The organism is Christiangramia echinicola DSM 19838 (genome assembly GCF_000423065.1).
GTDB classification, from domain to species: Bacteria; Bacteroidota; Bacteroidia; order Flavobacteriales; family Flavobacteriaceae; genus Christiangramia; species Christiangramia echinicola.
Window position 1 is genome coordinate 77,155 of sequence record NZ_AUHG01000017.1, and the last position, 17,456, is coordinate 94,610.

Below are 17,456 nucleotides of genomic sequence, written 5' to 3' on the forward strand. Positions count from 1 at the left end.
TTGTTAACTTCACGACTCTAACTTATCTTAATGGAAACAAGTACTATTTTATATATAGCCCTGGCGCTCTTTGCAGCGCTGGGGTTTGCTTTTTTTCAGTACTTATATTTCCCTAATCGCAGAGCTAGAAAAGATTATATCTTCTTTGCTTTGAGATCCCTTTCTGTTTTTCTCGTTTTATTACTACTAATCAATCCTAAAATTAAGTCGGTAAATTATGAGATCAATAAACCCGGGCTCATTCTGTTATCAGACAATTCTCAGTCTATTTCTTACCAGGGACAGGATAAGGAGCTTAGGAGGCTTTCAGAGTTTATTGCTGAAAATGATGAAATTCAGAAGAATTTTCAAGTTGACCGATTGAATTTTGGAGAAGTGATTGGGCTGAATGATTCACTTGACTTTTCAGCAGACCAGACAGATATATATTCTGCGCTTTCTGAAACCGAGGGTGTTATTTCTAACAAGAATTCAGCGGTAATCTTACTTACAGACGGTAATCAAAGTATAGGCCGCGATTTTAGATATTACAAAAACAAGCCAGGAATGGAGGTGTTTCCTGTTATTATTGGAGATACTACTACCTATAGAGACTTGAGTATAGGCCAGGTAAATGTTAATCGCTATGCCTTCTTGAAGAACAAATTTCCAGTTGAAGTATTTCTCGATTATTCAGGCAAGGGAGAATTAGACGCTGAAGTAAATATTAGGTCTGGGAATGTAGTAATCTATAATCAAAAAGTAAGTTTTTCTGAAGAATCCAGATCACAGATTATTCGTACTGATATCCTTGCAAATTCCTTAGGAGTTAAAACTTACCAGGTAGAAATCGATCCAGCAAGTGATGAAAAAAACCTGGTTAATAATACTCAGAAATTTGCTGTCGAGGTTATAGATGAGCGAACATCTGTCCTTATTTTAAGTGATATTACTCATCCAGATCTTGGTGCTCTACAAAAAGCAATAGAAAGCAATCAGCAGCGTACCGTGGATATAAAATATATTAATGGAGAAAAAATACAAATATCAGATTATCAATTAATTATAATATATCAATTAAATAGGAAATTCAATAAAATTATAGCTGAAATTCTTGAGAATAACTCTAATTATTTGATCATTTCGGGAACAAAAACAGACTGGAATTATTTAAATAATCTTGATTTGGGCTATTCTAGAAGTTATGCTAATCAGCCTCAGGAGATTTTCCCGGTTTACAATGCAACCTTCAGTTCCTTCCAGTTTGCAGATATTGGTTTTAATGATTTCCCCCCTTTGATAGATAAGTTTGGTTCAGTTGAATTTGAAGATAATAAATACAATGTTTTACTTTCTCAGGAACTTCAGGGAGTAAAAACTGGAGAACCTTTATTGGCTGTTACGCAAAACACTCCGAAATCTGGATTTTTGTTAGGAGAAAATATCTGGCGTTGGAGAGCGAAATCGTACCTGGATAATGACTCTTTTCAGGAATTTGATGATTTTATAGGTAAACTGATTCAAAATCTTGCTTCTGCCACTTCCAGACAAAGGTTATCGGTAGATGCTGAGAATTTTTATTATGCAAATCAGAATGTGATAATTTCAGCCCAGTATTTTGATGAGAATTATCAATTTGATGCCGGCGCGAATTTAAAGCTGGTTATTGAACACAAGGAATCGGAGGAGGCAATTGAATCTGATCTTGTGCTAAAAAATAACTTTTATCAATTTGATGGAGGGGATCTTGAACCTGGAGAATATGCATATAATATAATAGTTGAAGGTGAAAATCTCTCAAAATCTGGAAGTTTTGAAGTGATCCAATATAATTCGGAACAGCAATTCGTTTCTTCTAACCTGTCTGGCATGCAGTATTTTGCAGAGAATAACGGGATAAACCTTCATTACCCGGATAAGATACAGGAACTTGTGAATGTGTTGCTTACAAATGATAAGTTCAAACCTATTCAAAAAAGCCGGCAAAAAACCTTACCTTTGATAGACTGGTATTACCTACTGTTTATCCTGATAATTGTTCTTGCCGTTGAGTGGTTCTACCGAAAATATTTAGGATTAATTTAATTTCAATTTTTATATATGGAAAGATTACCCAAGATTGCCGTACCACTTTTTATAGGTATCGTCATTTTAATAATTTTTATTGCAAAATCAACAGTTACCATAGATTCTGGTGAAGCCGGAGTTTTATACCGAACCTTTGATGAAGGTGTGGTAACCGATGAACCACCTTTATCTGAAGGTTTTCATTTTGTAGCTCCCTGGAACAAAGTATTTATTTATGAGGTGCGTCAACAGTCTCTAGATGAAGAAATGACCGTTCTTTCTTCAAATGGATTAGAAATATCCTTAGATGCTTCAGTTTGGTTTCAACCGGAATATGAAGTTTTGGGAAAACTTCACCAGGAGAAAGGAGAGGCTTATATTCAGCGTTTGCTTCAGCCGGCGATTCGTTCAGCGACAAGAGCAGTGGTAGGAAGATATAATCCTGAGCAGCTTTACGCGAGTAAAAGGGAAGCCATTCAAAAGGAGATCTTCGATGAAACCAATTTGTTGCTTGACGAACAATATGTTCAGGTGAATGAAGTGTTGGTTAGAGATGTTTCTTTACCATCTACAATTAAAGAGGCTATTGAAAGAAAGCTTAGACAGGAGCAGGAATCTTTAGAGTATGAATTTAGATTGACTAAAGCGGAACAAGAAGCAGAACGCCAGCGTATCGATGCTGAAGGTAAAGCCACGGCTAACCGTATTCTTAGTGAATCTTTAACCGACAAAGTATTGAAGGAAAAAGGTATTCAGGCTACTGTAGAGTTGGCTAAATCACCCAATGCCAAGGTTGTAGTTATAGGTTCTGGTGATGAAGGGATGCCAATTATTCTAGGTAATAACTAATAAACAAATCTTAAATAATAAATTTCAGGTTTTAGTTTTGAAAAATTTATTTAGATTTGAACTCAGAATGAGAAATTATACAGTACATCATCATCATTTTTCTACCCACGCTCATGCGAGGTGAATTTGATATGTTGTAACATTAACTAATATCATAACCCGTTTGAGCAATCAAACGGGTTTTTTTATTTCTAATAGTAGCCAATAAAATTATGAGTAAAGAGAAATTAAGAATTGCAGTACAAAAATCAGGACGTCTTTTTGAAGACTCGATAAGCATTTTAAAAGATGCGGGAATATCAATAGATAATGGGAAAGAGCAACTAAAAGCTTCTTCCAGAAACTTTCCCCTGGAGGTAATGTATCTTAGAAATGGAGATATTCCTCAATATTTAAGGGACGGAGTAGTAGATGTAGCGATCATTGGAGAAAATGTTCTTATAGAAAAGGGGCAGGATATTATTCGTGGTGAAAAACTAGGCTTCTCAAAATGCCGGGTATCCCTGGCGGTTCCAAAATCTTTCAATTATAAAAATATTAAAGATCTTGACGGATTAAAGATCGCTACTTCTTATCCCAATACCGTAAATGAATTTCTAAAAGAAAAAGGAATTACAGCTGAACTGCATATTATTAATGGTTCCGTGGAGATAGCTCCCAATATAGGTCTGGCAGATGCTATTTGTGATATAGTTTCCAGTGGAAGTACTTTATTCAAGAATGGGTTGAAAGAAGTAGAGGTAATGCTGAAGAGTGAAGCTGTACTGGCAATCTCACCTCAGATTTCTGAAGAAAGAAAGGCTATTCTTGAAAAGCTTCAGTTCAGAATGAAATCTGTTTTAAATGCTAGAAGCTCAAAGTATATTCTAATGAATGTGCCGAATGAAAGGCTTGATGATGTAATAAAGTTGTTGCCGGGAATGAGAAGTCCCACGGTCTTGCCTTTAGCAGAGGAAGGATGGAGTTCTGTGCATACTGTTATTAACGAGGAAAGATTCTGGGAAGTTTTAGATGAGCTAAGAAATTATGGAGCCGAAGGTATTCTGGTTGCACCAATAGAAAAAATGGTAATTTAAGAACTGCTGAAAATTCAAATTATGAATAAGATACTAAATCCATCAAAATCAGACTGGCCTGAAATACTGAGAAGACCTACACAAACGGTTGCTGATATTGAGCAAACGGTAAACCAGATCTTTGATGAAATTAAAGTAAAAGGTAATGCTGCAGTGGCTAAATACACAGAGCTTTTCGACGGAATTAAACTCAACGACCTCATAGTTTCTGAAACTGAAGTCAGCAATGCCGAAAAGAGAATTTCAGAAGATTTGAAATCTGCAATAAAACTGGCAAAAGCAAATATTGAAAAGTTTCATGCGGCTCAAAGAACACATCGGGTAAGTGTAGAAACTTCAAATGGAGTGAAATGCTGGCAGGAAAAGAAGCCAATTCAAAAAGTTGGGCTATATATACCAGGAGGAACTGCTCCCTTATTTTCTTCAATTTTAATGCTTGCAATTCCCGCGAAACTTGCCGGTTGTGAAGAAATTGTACTTTGTACGCCACCAGATAAGGACGGGAATGTGAATCCAGCGATCTTATATGCGGCTAATCTTTGCGGGGTTACCCAGATGTTCAAGATTGGAGGGATTCAGGCTATTGGAGCCATGACTTTTGGAACCAAAGATGTTCCGCAGGTTTATAAGATATTTGGGCCGGGAAATCAATTTGTAACCGTGGCTAAGCAACTTGCTACAAAATATCAGGTCGCGATAGATATGCCTGCCGGACCTTCAGAATTGCTGGTTTATGCAGATGATTCTGCAAATGCTGCCTACGTGGCTTCAGATCTTCTAAGCCAGGCCGAGCATGGGATAGATAGCCAGGTAATAATGGTGACAACTTCAGAAAAGCTTTTAAACCAGGTTTCTGAAGAGATCCAGGTGCAATTACAGGATCTACCTAGAAAAGCCATTGCAGATAAAGCTATAGAGAATTCAAGGCTTATTCTTGTTGATTCAGAAAAAGAAGCTTTAGAACTTATCAATGAATATGGTCCCGAACATTTTATTATTTGTGCTGAAAAAGAAGATTACTTTATAAATGGAGTTATTAATGCAGGTTCAGTATTTATAGGGAATTATACGCCAGAAAGTGCCGGGGACTATGCTTCGGGAACCAATCATACCTTACCAACGAATGGATATGCAAAACAATATAGCGGTGTGAACCTGGATAGTTTTATGAAGACAATTACATTTCAGAAAATATCAGAAGAAGGAATTAAAGCAATAGGTCCGTCAATAGAATTACTAGCGGAGGCTGAAGGTTTACAGGCACATAAGAATGCGGTGACTCTTCGTTTAAAAGATTTAAACTAGATGAAAATATTCGATTTAGATAAGCTGGTAAGGGATAACGTTTCGGTTTTAAAACCGTACTCTTCAGCCAGGGATGAGTATAAGACTCAGGGTGAAGAGATGATTTTTCTGGATGCTAATGAAAATCCTAATAATAATGGATTGAATAGGTATCCCGATCCGCAGCAATGTAAGGTTAAGGAAAAGCTTTCTGAAATAAAGGGAGTGCCAGCGAAAAATATTCTTCTGGGTAATGGAAGTGATGAAGTATTAGATCTTGTTTTTAGAGCCTTCTGCGAACCTGGGGACGATAATGTGATCACTTTACCGCCAACCTACGGAATGTATAAGGTGCTTGCAGCAATCAATGATATAGAAAACAGGGAAGTGTATTTAAATCATGATTTTGAGCCAGATGTAACGGCTATTCTTAATGAGGTTGATGATAATACGAAGGTCATATTCCTGTGTTCTCCAAACAATCCTTCTGGGAATACTTTTGAAGCAGACAGGGTAAGTGGTATCCTGGATAATTTTGAAGGCTTAGTGGTAATTGACGAAGCTTATATAGATTTTTCTGAAAGAGAAAGTTGGTTGCAAAAACTGGAGTTCTTTCCAAATTTGATTATTACTCAAACCTTTTCCAAGGCCTATGGTCTTGCTGGAATCAGGCTAGGAGTTCTTTATGCTTCAGAAGAAATCATTTCAGTATTGAATAAGATCAAGCCACCTTATAATGTAAACCAACAAACTCAGGATCAGGCTGTCAAATGCCTTTTAGAAATAGATAGTGTAAAATCACAAGTGTCTGATATACTGATAGAAAGAACTGGGTTATCTAAAGAATCACTTCAACTTAAATTTGTGCTCAAAGTTTACAAGTCTGATGCTAATTTTTTACTCATTGAGGTAGATGATGCAAATAAAAGATATGAGCAATTGCTTGATAAAGGTATTGTTGTTAGAAATAGAAGTAATCAGCCGTTATGTGAAAATTGTCTTCGAATAACCGTAGGAACCAGGAAAGAAAATAATCAACTAATTAAAGTATTTAAAGAATTAGATAATGAATAAAGTATTATTTGTAGATCGCGATGGAACTTTGATCCACGAACCTGAAGATTACCAAATAGACAGTCTGGAAAAGCTGGAATTTTACCCCGAAGTATTTACTTATCTAAGTAGAATTGCGAAAGAATTAGATTATGAGATTGTCATGGTTACTAACCAGGATGGATTGGGAACCGAAAGTTTTCCAGAAACAGATTTCTGGCCTATTCAAAATTTCATTATTAAAACCTTTAAAAATGAAGGGGTAGAATTTAGTGATGTATTGATAGATCGAACTTTTGCCAAAGATAAAGCCTTCACCAGAAAGCCAAATACCGGTCTGTTGCAAAAGAAATTTATAGATAACCAGGATTACAATCTTAATCATTCTTTCATGGTTGGAGATCGACTTACAGATATTGAGTTTGCCTTGAACTTTGGAGGGAAAGGGATCTTTATTGATAATCATGAAGAACTTGCTGCAGATGAAGTTGCGAACGATAAATCTGAGGTTGAAAAACATATAGTTTTAAAGACCAATTCCTGGAAAGAGATCTATGAGTTTTTAAAACTTCAAGATAGAACTGCTGAAATTGAGCGTAAGACCAATGAAACAGATATAAAAATAGAGCTGAACCTTGACGGAACGGGAAAAAGCGAAATAAGCACCGGTATCGCATTTTTTGATCATATGCTGGATCAATTGGCGCGTCATGGACAGATGGATCTTAAAATAGCTGTAAAAGGAGATCTGGAGGTAGATGAGCATCATACCATTGAAGATACGGCAATTGCCTTGGGAGAAGTCTTCAGTAAAGCCCTGGGGAATAAATTAGGAATCGAAAGATATGGATTTTGTTTACCTATGGACGACTGTCTGGCTCAGGCTGCTATAGATTTTGGAGGCCGAAACTGGTTAGTTTGGGAAGCAGATTTCAATCGTGAAATGATTGGTAAAATGCCAACTGAAATGTTCTACCATTTCTTCAAATCCTTTACAGATGGCGCCAAAGCAAACCTGAACATCAAAGCTGAAGGCCAGAATGAGCATCATAAGATCGAGGCTATTTTTAAAGCTTTCGCAAAAGCAATTAAAATGGCAGTGAAAAGGGATGCCGAAAAAATGATTTTACCATCTACAAAAGGAATGCTTTAATGAAGATCGTTATAATAGATTACGGTGCAGGAAATATTCAAAGTATCAAATTTGCGATAAAGCGACTTGGGTATGAAGCAGTCTTAAGTAGTAATGAAGACGAAATAAGACAGGCAGATAAAGTTATTTTCCCTGGTGTAGGAGAAGCGGGTAGTGCCATGAAGATGTTGAGATCTACCGGACTGGATAAAGTGATACCAACGCTCAAACAGCCGGTGTTAGGAATATGCCTGGGAATGCAACTTATGTGTGATCATTCTGAAGAAGGGGATACTCAGGGTCTCGGAATTTTTAATGCGGAGGTGAAGCGATTTGATAATTCTGTGAAAGTGCCTCAAATAGGATGGAACCAGATCACCAATCTTGAAACTCACTTATTTGATAATGTTCAGAATGAGGAGTATGTCTATTTAGTACATAGTTATTACGTGTCCGAATGTATAGATGAAATCGCCAGAACTGAATATGGAGTTAATTATTCAACAGCTTTACAGCGTGATAATTTTTACGGAGTACAATTTCACCCTGAAAAAAGTAGCAAAACCGGAGAACAGATTTTAAAGAACTTTTTGAAATTAGATTTACGAAACTAGAGTTACGGATGATAGATTCAAAAAGTAGAACTAAGTTGCTATAGATTGCTGGAAATTTTGCTCAAAAATTCCTCCGAAAGTATGTATTTCCTGAAATATTAATGGGAACTATGCCAGAGGTTAGTACAGAAGCAAAGAAATTGCATTCAGAATGTAATGAAATTATATCAATTGTTGTTGCCTCTATCAATACGTCCAGAAAAAAATATTAAAGAAATGAAATTCGTTAATCTTAAATCAAAAATCTAAATTCAAATGCGAATCATACCCGCAATAGATATTATTGAAGGCAAGTGCGTAAGGCTTTCTAAAGGTGATTATAGCACCAAGAAAATATATAACGAAGATCCGCTTGAGGTTGCAAAATCTTTTGAGGCTCACGGCATCGAGTATTTACATCTTGTAGACCTTGATGGTGCAAAATCCAGCCATATAGTAAATCATAAGATCCTGGAATCGATAGCAACTAAGACAGCTTTAAAGATAGATTTTGGTGGTGGACTCAAAACCGATAAAGATCTTCAAATAGCTTTTGAAAGTGGAGCGACCCAGATCACCGGTGGAAGTATTGCCGTCAAAAACCCTGATTTGTTTCAAAGCTGGCTTCAGAAGTATGGAAATGAGAAGATCATTCTTGGTGCAGATGCTAAGGATAGGAAGATCGCGGTTTCCGGATGGCTGGAAGATTCAGATAAGGAGATCATTCCTTTTATTCAGAATTTTGAAAAAGCAGGAGTGAAATATGTGATCTGTACAGATATTTCCAAAGATGGAATGCTGGAAGGTCCGTCATTCGAACTTTACCAGGAAATTTTGTCTGAAACAGAAAATATTAACCTGATCGCTTCCGGAGGTATCTCAACCTTTGATGAATTACCGAAACTTGATGAGCTGGGATGTGAAGGAGTGATTATAGGCAAAGCGATCTATGAGAACAGGATCAGTTTAAAACAGCTGGAGAATTATATTTTAAATAAATAGAGAACATCACCTTGAAGTTTCAGGTTCTCAAAGTAAAAGATTCTGAAACAAGTTCAGGGGAATGTGTCAAAAAATGAAAATGTGCTAACAAAAAGAATAATACCCTGCCTGGATATTAAAAATGGAAGGACGGTGAAAGGAGTTAATTTCGTAGATCTACGGGATGCAGGAGATCCGGTGGAACTTGCCGCTGCCTATGCTGAAAAAGGTGCAGATGAACTGGTATTCCTGGATATTTCAGCAACAGAAGAGAAACGAAAAACACTAGCTAAATTAGTACTGGATGTAGCGGAGCAATTGAATATTCCGTTTACGGTTGGAGGAGGAATCTCTTCCGTAGAAGATGTGGATATACTTTTGAAGAATGGAGCAGACAAAGTTTCTATAAATTCTTCCGCAGTAAAAAATCCAGACCTCATAAATCAGCTTTCAGATAAATTCGGTAGTCAGTGCGTTGTGGTGGCAATTGATGCAAAAAATATTGACGGGAAATGGACGGTTCACTTAGTAGGCGGAAAAGTACCTACAGAACTTGATCTTTTTGAATGGGCTAAAGAGGTGGAAGAAAGAGGAGCTGGGGAAATACTATTCACGTCTATGGATCATGACGGTACTAAAAATGGATTTGCCAATGAAGCGCTGGCCAGATTATCTTCAGAATTGAATATTCCCATTATCGCTTCTGGAGGTGCAGGAAATATTGAACATTTCACAGATACATTTAAAAAAGGAAAAGCAGATGCGGCTTTAGCAGCTAGTGTCTTTCACTTTAAAGAGATAGAAATTTCAGAATTAAAGGATCAATTAAGAATAGCCGGAATACCGGTGAGAATCACCTAATTCGTCATGCTGAAATAATTTTAGCATCTTATCTTGAGATCCTGAATCTCGTTCAGGTTGACGTGAGGAGTAAATTAAAATAATATGAATATAGATTTCAATAAAAATAACGACGGACTTGTACCGGCAATTATACAGGACTCAATCACCAGGAAGGTTTTGATGCTGGGTTATATGAATGAAGAAGCTTTTTTAAAAACAAATGAGACTAAGAAATTAACTTTTTTCAGCAGGACAAAGAACCGCTTATGGATGAAGGGAGAAGAAAGCGGGAACTTTCTTAACCTGGTAAATATCAAACTAGATTGTGATAATGATACGTTACTTATCCAGGTGAAACCCGAAGGTTCTGTTTGTCACAAGGGAACCGATACTTGCTGGGCTGAAGAGAATACAGCTGATTATGGATTTCTTTCCAAACTGGAAGGGATCATTGCCAGCAGGAAGAAGTTGAGTGAAACCGAACCTGGACTGCGAGATGAAAATGATTCCAGTTACGTTGTTTCACTATTTGATAAAGGCATTAATAAGATAGCGCAGAAAGTGGGAGAAGAGGCGGTAGAGACAGTTATTGAAGCTAAGGATGATAACGATGGTCTATTCTTAAATGAAAGTGCAGATCTTTTATTTCACTATATGATTCTCTTAAAGGCAAAAGGTTTTGGCATAAAGGATATTGTTAAGGTGCTAGAAAAAAGACATTAATGGCAGATTTATCAGCTTCAACCTGAAAAATGGAAGTTTAAATCAATTCTTATTTTTCAGGTTTTTTTTTAATTTTAGAAATAGAATTCAGACCAAACTGATTTAAATGAAAAAGCTTAGTTCTCAGGAAACGGTTTCTATTTTAGAAGTTTTAGAAGGTAGATTTCAGGAAACTAAAGAAAGGTTTCCAGATCTAAACTGGACTGATCTTAAGGTAAAACTTGAGCAAAATCCAGATAAGTTAAGATCGCTTTACGAAATGGAAAAAACTGGAGGCGAACCAAACCTCCTGGAATATAATAAAGATGTAGATGAATTTATTTTTTGCGATTTTTCTAAAGAAAGCCCGAAAGGTAGAAGAAGTCTGTGTTATGATAAGAAAGCTCTAGAATCGAGGAAAAAATTCAAACCTGCAGATAATGCCCAGGATGTAGCTTCAAGAATGGGAGTAGATCTAATGAATGAAGAAGATTACAGGAAACTACAATCTTATGGTGAGTTTGATACTAAAACATCCAGTTGGCTAGAGACTCCTGAAAATATTAGAAAACTGGGAGGAGCAATATTTGGCGATTTTCGATATGGAAAAGTTTTTATTTATCACAATGGTGCGGAATCTTATTATGCAGCCAGAGGATTTAGGGGAATATTGAAATTATAATATTATGAGTTAACGGAAATATTTCTTTATTCCCAGCTTCCCATTTTTCCAGATTTATAGTCTTCATAGGCCTGCTGAATTTCCTCTTCAGAATTCATAACAAAAGGTCCGCCGAAAACTACCTTTTCTTCAAAAGGTTCGGCATGACCGAGCAGGAGTATGCTTTCCTCTTTAGCTGAAATATTTAAGATCTCACTGTTCTTTGAGAATTCAGCTAAATGAAGTTCAGGTACTTCAATTTCGTTTACTTCTAACCTTCCGCGGATAACGTAAAAGAAAATATTATCAGATTTTGGAATTTCCAGTTGCACTTCAGAATCCTTATCAAAATGCACTACAGATAGACTAACCGAAGTTGGAGTATCAAAAGCACCACGGATACCTTTAAAATTACCGGAAACCACCTGAGCTTTTATTGATCCTTCTTCATTTTTCCAAATGGAGATCTGGTCTTTTTGAAGTCCGCGATAAGCCGGTTGCATCATTTTTAGACGTTTGGGTAGATTTACCCATAACTGTAAAATTTCCAGGGCGCCGCCTTCTTCTTTAAATTCCTCTGAAGAGATCTCAGAATGTAGCAATCCACGACCGGCAGTCATCCATTGCACACCACCACTTTCAATAACATTATAATGTCCATCACTATCTTTATGAGCAATATCACCATCAAGAATAATGGTAACCGTCTCCATTCCGCGATGGGGATGAGGCCCAAAGGGTAGCCCATCATTATTAGGTGGATAAACCTGAGGCCCGTGATGATTTAGAAAAATAAAAGGATCTATCATTTGCAGATTCCTGGTTGGTAGGGGAGACCAGGTTTTAAGATCTCCCATAGGTCTGTATTCTGCTTTATGAAGTTTCTTTATATTCCTCATTTTGAAATTCTATTTATTCCTAACGTAAATAAGTTTGAATTTAGAATTGGCGTTTTCACGAGATTCAATTTCAAATTTGTCTATGGAATTGATCATAGGTGTAAGCTTTTGAAATCCATAATTCCTTGAATCGAAATTTGGCTGTTTCTTTTGCAGTAAACTACCTACATCTCCAAGAAAGGCCCAGCCATCTTCATCTGCAACATCAGATATTGTATAGGAGATAAGCCTTACCACTTGAGGAGTGATCTTATCTACATTCTGGCGTTTGGCGCCTTTTTCTTTGTTCTTATCTGTTCCAGATTCCTTTGAATTATTCTTAAGAATTTCTATATAAATGAACTTATCACAGGCGACTATAAAAGGATCTGGAGTTTTCTTTTCACCAATCCCGATTACTTTCATACTGGCTTCTCGAAGTCTTGTGGCCAGTCTGGTAAAATCTGAATCACTTGAAACCAGGCAGAAACCATCTACTTTATTAGAATATAGAATATCCATAGCGTCAATGATCATTGCTGAATCTGTCGCATTCTTTCCTTGCGTATATCCGTATTGCTGAATAGGCTGAATGGCATTCTCTAATAAAACGCTCTTCCATTTATTAAGATGAGGTTTCGTCCAGTCACCGTAAATTCTTTTGATCGTAGGGTTGCCATATTTGGCAATTTCTTCCATCATTTCTTTAATGTGAGCCGATGGTATATTGTCGCCGTCTATAAGCACGGCCAGATTAGTTTCCATTAAGTTGAATTTTTTTGGGCGACTAAAGTTAAGATTAAAATTTTAGTCTGCTTGAATTAAGGAAAGAATTAGAAGGACTATTCAGAATTTGCAGGTGAATAGATACAAATCTGAATAGTCCTCTGAAAAATTAAAATCTTAGTAACGCATTCATTTTAGATTTTTTCTGTGGCATAAATTCGTGTTCTACCAGATAGACCTTTCCGCCCATTTCAACGGTCTTCTTCGCGGCAAGATTCAGTAGGGAAATATTCCCATTTTCATGATTATCACTGAATTCTACCTGCATATTTTCTTCATTATAATTACCCCATACCTCAGCTCTGTTCTCTATGAATAAAGTATCCACTTTACCCTGGTAAACTGCAGGAATTATATCACTAAGGGCTGAGGTTGTGTTTTCTGTACTGCTCAACTCTTTGTATTTATTGATTTTTTTATCACGATTTTCATCCAGGTATGGCTGAAATACTTCCAAAGATTTTTGATGGATGCCTAACATATCAGTATCGTTTGGATTTCCTGGAATAACCTTTTCAAATAGATGATTATAAGTATTTGCATCCTGATAGATCGGGAATAAATAATCCTGACAAAATACTACCAGTGGCAGGCTTTCCTTATTTAGATGTTCTTTCAGGCCTTGATCTACAGCTCTAAAGAATTGCTTGATCTCTGTTTTTTCATCACGCTCGCTACCGCCATGTCCATGAAATTGTGTTTTATCACCGCCTTCTCCCTGGGTTCTGAATTGTAAAGCCTTTTCTTTATAGTCAAATCCAACTCTTTCCTCCAGTCGGGATGGAGTAAGTTCATCTATTTCTACCGGCATAATGCTAAACTTTGAAGCTTCGTATAGTTTAACATCTTCAAGTTGGATAGAAAGTATATTATATTTTACGTCTCCCGTCATAGCTGGAACCAGCGGTTTCACATAAAATTCTTCTGAAATATAATGGTAAGCTTCAAAATTTACCGGTAGGGTGTAATTTTCAAAGAAATCTGGAGATGAAAATATTGCCAATCCATCTGATTGATGTCTCCAGAAATCCCGATCTTCTATCAATTGCTGAATAGGATTTCCAATTTTATTAATAAGGTCGTCTGAAACATTCTTGTCCTTCAATTCTTTTTTTACCTGGGTCCATTCGGAATGTAGGTGTTTTTTATTCTTTTCTTCCAGAACCTCTTTTCCTCCTCGCTGAGTGGGAATAAAGATTGAAACGCAAGTGTCATTTTTATAGTTCGACAGCTTCTTAAATTCTTTATCATTGATCATCGACATAACTCTGCTTTTTTGGTTAATTCTAAGCTTTAAGATACGTTATAAGTAAATTCCATCAAAACCTAATTGGGCTGGTTAGTGCTAAAATATTCTTAACAAAATAAGGGGTGATGGGTTTAAAGAAGTGAATTAGGGGTATAATTCATCATCAGGCTCAACGTGAATTAGAACATCTGCAATTTGTGGGATCTTCAGCAGTATTTCGTCTTTGACCCTATGCGCTATATCGTGACCTTCCTTTACACTAATACTGGCATCTACAGCTATATGAAGATCAACATGATAAGTCATTCCGGTTTTTCTTATGTAGCATTTTTCCGTTTCAACTACTCCCTTATCAGCAAAGGCGATTTCCCTAATGAGAAGTTCAATATCATCATACCTATGTTCATCCATAACCTCGCCCAGGGCAGGTCGCAGAATTAGATAGGCATTAAACAGAATAAATCCGGAAGCAAATAACGCGGCCCAGTCATCTGCATTTTCATATCCTTTTCCCATTAGTAAGGCCACAGAAATTCCTATAAAGGCCATTAAAGAAGTGATAGCATCACTGCGGTGGTGCCAGGCATCAGCTTTTAAAGCTGTACTGTCTGTTTCTACGCTTTTTTTCGATACAAAACGATATGAGATCTCTTTGATAATAATAATTACTGCCAGCACTATAAGAGTGTAGGGCTCTGGTACTTCATGAGGAGTCTGGATGTTCTCAATACTTTCATAAGCGATCACGGTTGCCGATACGATGAGAAAACCAACAACCATAAAGGTGATCAATGGTTCTGCTTTTCCATGCCCATAGGGATGATTTTCGTCTGCCGGCTTGTTGGCATATCTTAGACCCAATAGTACCAGGAACGAAGAAAACACATCTGTAGTAGACTCTATGGCATCGGCAATAAGTGCGTAAGAATTACCAAATATCCCGGTAATAGCTTTGGCAATAGCCAAAACCGTATTTCCTGCAATACTAAAATAGGAAGCTTTCATGGCTTCCTTGTATCCCGGTCGCATAGATTAGGTTTCTAAGATTACAAATTTATAAGAATATGTTAGTAGAGCTGTTTTATGATCAGTAAAATTCCACTCAGTACCATAAGGGCAATTAATAATTTTCTGAATGTGCTGCTTTTCATTTTGGCAAGGAACCTTTTTCCAATGATATTACCTACTACGGCGCCTAATCCAAGAGAAATTCCGTAGATCCATAATTCCCTGTATAAAAGTCCGAAAAAGGCGTAGCTACCTATCTGTGATATTCCAAGGAAGAAGGAATTAACTGTTTTTGTAGCTATAAGCTCTTCTTTATCCAATCCTAGATTTAAGTAGAATGGATTTAAGATAGGTCCCAGGGCCCCGATAATAGTTCCTAATATTGATACTATGAAACCCAACGGAATAAAATACCAGAGCTTTACCGGGAATGATCTATCTTTTTTACCAAAGCGATACTGAAAAACAGTACTTACGAGAAAGATCCCAACTAATATCTGCAACCACGATGCTTGCATCCTGGTAAAGAACCATCCCGCTACCCACGCTCCCAGCATTGCTGCAGGAACATAATACCAGAATACCTTCCAGTTAATATGTTTCCAGAATAAGATCAACCTGGCCGGTCTGCCAATAAAAGTTCCAAGGTTTACTACCGGGGCTGTTTTAGTAGTTCCTATTAGAAAATTGAGGAAAGGCACTAAAATAAGTGCGCCGCCACCTCCAGAAATTGTAGAGATAAGAAAGGCAATAATCCCGGCGATAAACAGGATCGCCAGATAAAGTATACTAATATCATGAAAAAGGTCTGCCATAAGATCTTTTACTTATTTTACAGGGTCATTTGTTGTTTACCACCAAACTATAAAAAACCTATGATAAGATTTTTCAGTTTTCATCCAAACCAGGGGTGCTTTGTTATTTTGAAATAGATCTTCAATTTCAAGCAGTAGGGTAGAATGACTTATCCAGTTTTTGTTTTTACCGGGCTCACAATTCCAGTTTTTCTTCTTAGGGCTATAAAACAAGTTATTTTTCCAATCTTTATTCAGGAATTCTTTAAGACTATACCAGTTTCCTGTATAAGCTTCCGGGTTAAGTATATTGGCATCTTTTAGAATTAAATCTAAAGGGGTGAATAATTGAGCTTTAAAACATAACTGCTGCTCGATATTTTGAGGATCAACGCCTAATTTATCCAGGTAAGAAGAAGTTTCATTTTTAAATAATAATGGGAATTGTTTGGTGCGGAGCTTTTCCAGCTTTTCAGAAAAACTATCCTTCCTATTTGGGCCAATCCATCGTTCTAATTCTGAAGGAAATTCAGGGTCGTAGACATATAGCTTATAAACCAGTTCAACGTGTAGAGGTTTAGCTTCTTCATTATCAAAAAGTAAAAAATCAAGCTCTCCCAGGGTCTGCTTATTCTCTATGATCTGGATATTTGAAGCCAGGAGCTCATACCTTGAGCTATGATCTATGGCAATCTCAAAAAAGCTTTCCATGCGTTTTCCAAGTACCGAATTTCTTGGGTGATGCAGGTCGTCCAGAGAAGCTGCCAGGGAATCTGTAATATTGACTTCAGGGAAATCGAAAGTTTTAAATTCTGAATCTTTAGATTCAGGAAAAATATCTGGTGTCTTTAAGAAACCAAGAAACTGTTCTAATATGCTAATTTCTTTCAAGTGAGATCTAGTTTTCGGGGTTCAGGTAGATAGAATAGTCAGTTTTATAATTCCTGCGTAGTCTATTTTCGGGTAATAAAATTAGAAACATAGTCTTTTTTCAAATCAACCTTTTTTTATAGGTATCCAGATCTTTTCTTTTGAAGCCGGATCTTCCGGGCCTTTATATTCTTTTCCTAAAACTTCGAAATGCGGCCTGTCGTCAAGAATATATTCAGAGGAAGGAATCCATTCTTCAAAAATAAATTTAGCTGTTCCTGCAAATTCATTAGATGTACCTTCATGAGTAAATACCGCATACAGCCCAGCTGGTAGTTTCAAACCTTTTAATCCCTCATCAATACCCGAATAGTCTTCAACCTCTACCGCGGCCCATTTCTCGAATACCGATTGGGAGTTAAAATGGCCTGAAATAAATCCTTCATCATAAACCTGTACCGAAAAAAGATCATCACTCGTCGTATTAAAAATTTCATCTTTCTTTTTCATGAACCTTTTCCAAAGTAGCTCGGTTTTATCGTCGGCGAGGCTTGTATGCAAACTAATTCCTACCAACTTTTTTGCTTCCATTTCAATAATTTCAGGATCTTTCATTTCAATAATTTCAGGATCTTTCATTTCAATATTATT

At 36.7% G+C, this 17,456-nt stretch carries 18 protein-coding genes; 11 read left to right on the forward strand and 7 right to left on the reverse strand.

The features are described 5' to 3' along the window. The first annotated feature begins 30 nt into the window (after positions 1-30). From G530_RS0113130 to G530_RS0113180, 11 genes are all read left to right on the forward strand, one after another. A complete protein-coding gene (locus G530_RS0113130; protein ID WP_026934975.1) occupies positions 31-2,064 on the forward strand; it encodes a hypothetical protein in 2,034 nt (677 codons plus the stop codon). Positions 2,065-2,079: 15 nt separating this feature from the next. Further along, positions 2,080-2,895 carry a prohibitin family protein gene (locus tag G530_RS0113135; protein WP_026934976.1) on the forward strand — a complete coding sequence of 272 codons (816 nt, stop codon included), beginning with the start codon at positions 2,080-2,082 and terminating at the stop codon, positions 2,893-2,895. A gap of 212 nt (positions 2,896-3,107) precedes the next feature. After that, the gene (gene hisG, locus G530_RS0113140; RefSeq protein ID WP_026934977.1) at positions 3,108-3,971 is read left to right on the forward strand and encodes an ATP phosphoribosyltransferase; all 864 of its coding nucleotides are present in this window, start codon (positions 3,108-3,110) and stop codon (positions 3,969-3,971) included. 21 nt (positions 3,972-3,992) lie between these two features. Further along, the gene (gene hisD, locus G530_RS0113145; RefSeq protein WP_026934978.1) at positions 3,993-5,276 is read left to right on the forward strand and encodes a histidinol dehydrogenase; all 1,284 of its coding nucleotides are present in this window, start codon (positions 3,993-3,995) and stop codon (positions 5,274-5,276) included. Beyond that, positions 5,277-6,329 (forward strand): histidinol-phosphate transaminase, encoded by a 1,053-nt coding sequence (gene hisC / locus G530_RS0113150; protein ID WP_026934979.1) that lies wholly within the window; start codon positions 5,277-5,279, stop codon positions 6,327-6,329. It abuts the gene before it with no gap. Then, positions 6,322-7,461 carry a bifunctional histidinol-phosphatase/imidazoleglycerol-phosphate dehydratase HisB gene (hisB, locus tag G530_RS0113155; RefSeq protein WP_026934980.1) on the forward strand — a complete coding sequence of 380 codons (1,140 nt, stop codon included), beginning with the start codon at positions 6,322-6,324 and terminating at the stop codon, positions 7,459-7,461. Before hisC ends, hisB begins: the two co-directional genes overlap by 8 nt. Beyond that, complete coding sequence (gene hisH, locus G530_RS0113160; protein ID WP_026934981.1) at positions 7,461-8,054, forward strand: imidazole glycerol phosphate synthase subunit HisH; 594 nt, start codon at positions 7,461-7,463, stop codon at positions 8,052-8,054. Before hisB ends, hisH begins: the two co-directional genes overlap by 1 nt. Positions 8,055-8,309: 255 nt before the next feature. Then, on the forward strand, positions 8,310-9,035 hold the full coding sequence (gene hisA, locus G530_RS0113165) for a 1-(5-phosphoribosyl)-5-[(5-phosphoribosylamino)methylideneamino]imidazole-4-carboxamide isomerase (RefSeq protein WP_026934982.1): 726 nt from the start codon (positions 8,310-8,312) through the stop codon (positions 9,033-9,035). Between the two features lie 81 nt (positions 9,036-9,116). Beyond that, positions 9,117-9,875 carry an imidazole glycerol phosphate synthase subunit HisF gene (gene hisF, locus G530_RS0113170; protein ID WP_026934983.1) on the forward strand — a complete coding sequence of 253 codons (759 nt, stop codon included), beginning with the start codon at positions 9,117-9,119 and terminating at the stop codon, positions 9,873-9,875. 84 nt (positions 9,876-9,959) lie between these two features. Beyond that, on the forward strand, positions 9,960-10,580 hold the full coding sequence (hisIE, locus tag G530_RS0113175) for a bifunctional phosphoribosyl-AMP cyclohydrolase/phosphoribosyl-ATP diphosphatase HisIE (protein ID WP_026934984.1): 621 nt from the start codon (positions 9,960-9,962) through the stop codon (positions 10,578-10,580). A 106-nt stretch (positions 10,581-10,686) separates the two neighbouring features. Further along, positions 10,687-11,241 (forward strand): DUF4256 domain-containing protein, encoded by a 555-nt coding sequence (locus G530_RS0113180; RefSeq protein ID WP_026934985.1) that lies wholly within the window; start codon positions 10,687-10,689, stop codon positions 11,239-11,241. A gap of 26 nt (positions 11,242-11,267) precedes the next feature. Here G530_RS0113180 and G530_RS0113185 read toward each other — a convergent pair whose 3' ends face one another. From G530_RS0113185 to G530_RS0113215, 7 genes are all read right to left on the reverse strand, one after another. Next, positions 11,268-12,119 carry a pirin family protein gene (locus tag G530_RS0113185; RefSeq protein WP_026934986.1) on the reverse strand — a complete coding sequence of 284 codons (852 nt, stop codon included), beginning with the start codon at positions 12,117-12,119 and terminating at the stop codon, positions 11,268-11,270. Between the two features lie 9 nt (positions 12,120-12,128). Beyond that, complete coding sequence (locus G530_RS0113190; RefSeq protein ID WP_026934987.1) at positions 12,129-12,863, reverse strand: NYN domain-containing protein; 735 nt, start codon at positions 12,861-12,863, stop codon at positions 12,129-12,131. 130 nt (positions 12,864-12,993) lie between these two features. Continuing rightward, entirely contained in the window at positions 12,994-14,148 is a 1,155-nt protein-coding gene (locus G530_RS0113195; RefSeq protein ID WP_026934988.1) for a baeRF7 domain-containing protein, read from the reverse strand. Between the two features lie 129 nt (positions 14,149-14,277). Continuing rightward, positions 14,278-15,162: a cation diffusion facilitator family transporter gene (locus G530_RS0113200; RefSeq protein ID WP_026934989.1), complete on the reverse strand. Its 885-nt coding sequence runs from the start codon at positions 15,160-15,162 to the stop codon at positions 14,278-14,280. A gap of 38 nt (positions 15,163-15,200) precedes the next feature. Beyond that, positions 15,201-15,956: a sulfite exporter TauE/SafE family protein gene (locus tag G530_RS0113205; protein ID WP_051199790.1), complete on the reverse strand. Its 756-nt coding sequence runs from the start codon at positions 15,954-15,956 to the stop codon at positions 15,201-15,203. A 36-nt stretch (positions 15,957-15,992) separates the two neighbouring features. Continuing rightward, positions 15,993-16,826, reverse strand: a complete 834-nt coding sequence (locus G530_RS0113210; protein WP_026934991.1) for a DUF1853 family protein — start codon at positions 16,824-16,826, stop codon at positions 15,993-15,995. Positions 16,827-16,931: 105 nt separating this feature from the next. Then, the gene (locus G530_RS0113215) at positions 16,932-17,444 is read right to left on the reverse strand and encodes a GyrI-like domain-containing protein (protein WP_240472164.1); all 513 of its coding nucleotides are present in this window, start codon (positions 17,442-17,444) and stop codon (positions 16,932-16,934) included. Positions 17,445-17,456 lie beyond the last annotated feature (12 nt).

Bases quoted from the DNA above. Each gene is read 5' to 3' on its own strand.
- G530_RS0113130 (WP_026934975.1), top strand. From the start codon at position 31: ATGGAAACAAGTACTATTTTATATATAGCCCTGGCGCTCTTTGCAGCG.
- G530_RS0113135 (WP_026934976.1), top strand. From the start codon at position 2,080: ATGGAAAGATTACCCAAGATTGCCGTACCACTTTTTATAGGTATCGTC.
- hisG (WP_026934977.1), top strand. From the start codon at position 3,108: ATGAGTAAAGAGAAATTAAGAATTGCAGTACAAAAATCAGGACGTCTT.
- hisD (WP_026934978.1), top strand. From the start codon at position 3,993: ATGAATAAGATACTAAATCCATCAAAATCAGACTGGCCTGAAATACTG.
- hisC (WP_026934979.1), top strand. From the start codon at position 5,277: ATGAAAATATTCGATTTAGATAAGCTGGTAAGGGATAACGTTTCGGTT.
- hisB (WP_026934980.1), top strand. From the start codon at position 6,322: ATGAATAAAGTATTATTTGTAGATCGCGATGGAACTTTGATCCACGAA.
- hisH (WP_026934981.1), top strand. From the start codon at position 7,461: ATGAAGATCGTTATAATAGATTACGGTGCAGGAAATATTCAAAGTATC.
- hisA (WP_026934982.1), top strand. From the start codon at position 8,310: ATGCGAATCATACCCGCAATAGATATTATTGAAGGCAAGTGCGTAAGG.
- hisIE (WP_026934984.1), top strand. From the start codon at position 9,960: ATGAATATAGATTTCAATAAAAATAACGACGGACTTGTACCGGCAATT.
- G530_RS0113180 (WP_026934985.1), top strand. From the start codon at position 10,687: ATGAAAAAGCTTAGTTCTCAGGAAACGGTTTCTATTTTAGAAGTTTTA.
- G530_RS0113185 (WP_026934986.1), bottom strand. From the start codon at position 12,119: ATGAGGAATATAAAGAAACTTCATAAAGCAGAATACAGACCTATGGGA.
- G530_RS0113190 (WP_026934987.1), bottom strand. From the start codon at position 12,863: ATGGAAACTAATCTGGCCGTGCTTATAGACGGCGACAATATACCATCG.
- G530_RS0113195 (WP_026934988.1), bottom strand. From the start codon at position 14,148: ATGTCGATGATCAATGATAAAGAATTTAAGAAGCTGTCGAACTATAAA.
- G530_RS0113200 (WP_026934989.1), bottom strand. From the start codon at position 15,162: ATGCGACCGGGATACAAGGAAGCCATGAAAGCTTCCTATTTTAGTATT.
- G530_RS0113205 (WP_051199790.1), bottom strand. From the start codon at position 15,956: ATGGCAGACCTTTTTCATGATATTAGTATACTTTATCTGGCGATCCTG.
- G530_RS0113215 (WP_240472164.1), bottom strand. From the start codon at position 17,444: ATGAAAGATCCTGAAATTATTGAAATGAAAGATCCTGAAATTATTGAA.